At 35.4% G+C, this 1,054-nt stretch carries 2 protein-coding genes; one reads left to right on the plus strand and one right to left on the minus strand.

From position 1 onward, the window contains the following. Window positions 1–423, minus strand: a 423-nt coding sequence (locus tag ACFVSH_RS26980; protein WP_387708913.1) for a GntR family transcriptional regulator, incomplete at its 3' end; no start/stop codon positions are given. A 288-nt stretch (window positions 424–711) separates the two neighbouring features. On the opposite strand from ACFVSH_RS26980, the gene ACFVSH_RS26985 reads away from it, so the two are divergent. Continuing rightward, complete coding sequence (locus ACFVSH_RS26985) at window positions 712–1,020, plus strand: PTS sugar transporter subunit IIB (protein WP_387600052.1); 309 nt, start codon at window positions 712–714, stop codon at window positions 1,018–1,020. Window positions 1,021–1,054 lie beyond the last annotated feature (34 nt).

The raw sequence follows: 1,054 nt of genomic DNA on the forward strand, positions 1-1,054 counted from the left end.
ATATTGAAGGGGGATGTCGTTTACGTAACGTATCCGTTCCAGTTTATTTACGGGGTCTCCAATATTTTGTTTGAAAAGCTTGGCTAGGGTAGCGTTTGCTTCAATCACCTTTAAGCTAATGACCTTCGTAGAAGGGTTTTTCCCTTGCATCGTGACTTGCTCAGAGAATTTTTCAACCGTGCTTGTAAGAAATTGCTTCACTTTATTCTCCGAAACGAAAGTCCCTTTGCCTTGAACACGGTAGATGTAGCCTTCGACGTTCAATTGCTGTAAGGCCGTACGAACTGTTGTCCTGCTTACTCCGTATATTTTACAAAATTCAGCCTCGGTCGGTAATTTTGTATTTGGTTGATATTCGCCATTTTTTATGAGATCGATAATTGATTCCTTAACTATGGAATGCAATGCCGCTTCTTTATTCATGGTCTCCACAGTGATTCCTCCTATGTTCATTCCAATATATACATATAGATTATCTCGGATAAGTTTAATAATCAACTTTAAATCGAAAATTTGTAGTAACAAATTTAAAATTGTGTTGATATTTTCCTAATTTGTAACTACAATATATGTATGGAGGTAATAATACCCACTTCATATAGCCTTTCAGGGGAAGTGATAAAACAAATTAACAGGGATTAATACAAAAATGTGGTTTAGCCTTACTTAAAAATACTGAATAATCAAACATTAAAAAGGGGGGTAATTTCAATGAATATCTTATTATGTTGTTCTGCGGGGATGTCTACTAGTTTATTAGTTACCAAGATGGAGGAAAGCGCTAAAAAACAAGGAATAGAATGTCGTATATGGGCTGTTGGTTCTACAGAAGTGAATAATGAAATAGATAAGGCCGATGTGATTTTATTAGGTCCGCAGGTTAGATATCTTCTTTCCAAGTTACAGGAATCGGGGAAAGAAAAGGGGATTCCAGTCGCAACCATCAATCCAATGTTCTATGGACTATGTAATGGTGAAGAAGTATTAAAACAAGCCACTACTTTAATAAAAGGAGAATAAGGATATGATGACTTTTATTGATAAGTATATTATG

The organism is Peribacillus sp. NPDC058002, assembly GCF_042886655.1.
In the GTDB taxonomy this organism is placed as follows: domain Bacteria; phylum Bacillota; class Bacilli; order Bacillales; family DSM-1321; genus Peribacillus; species Peribacillus aracenensis.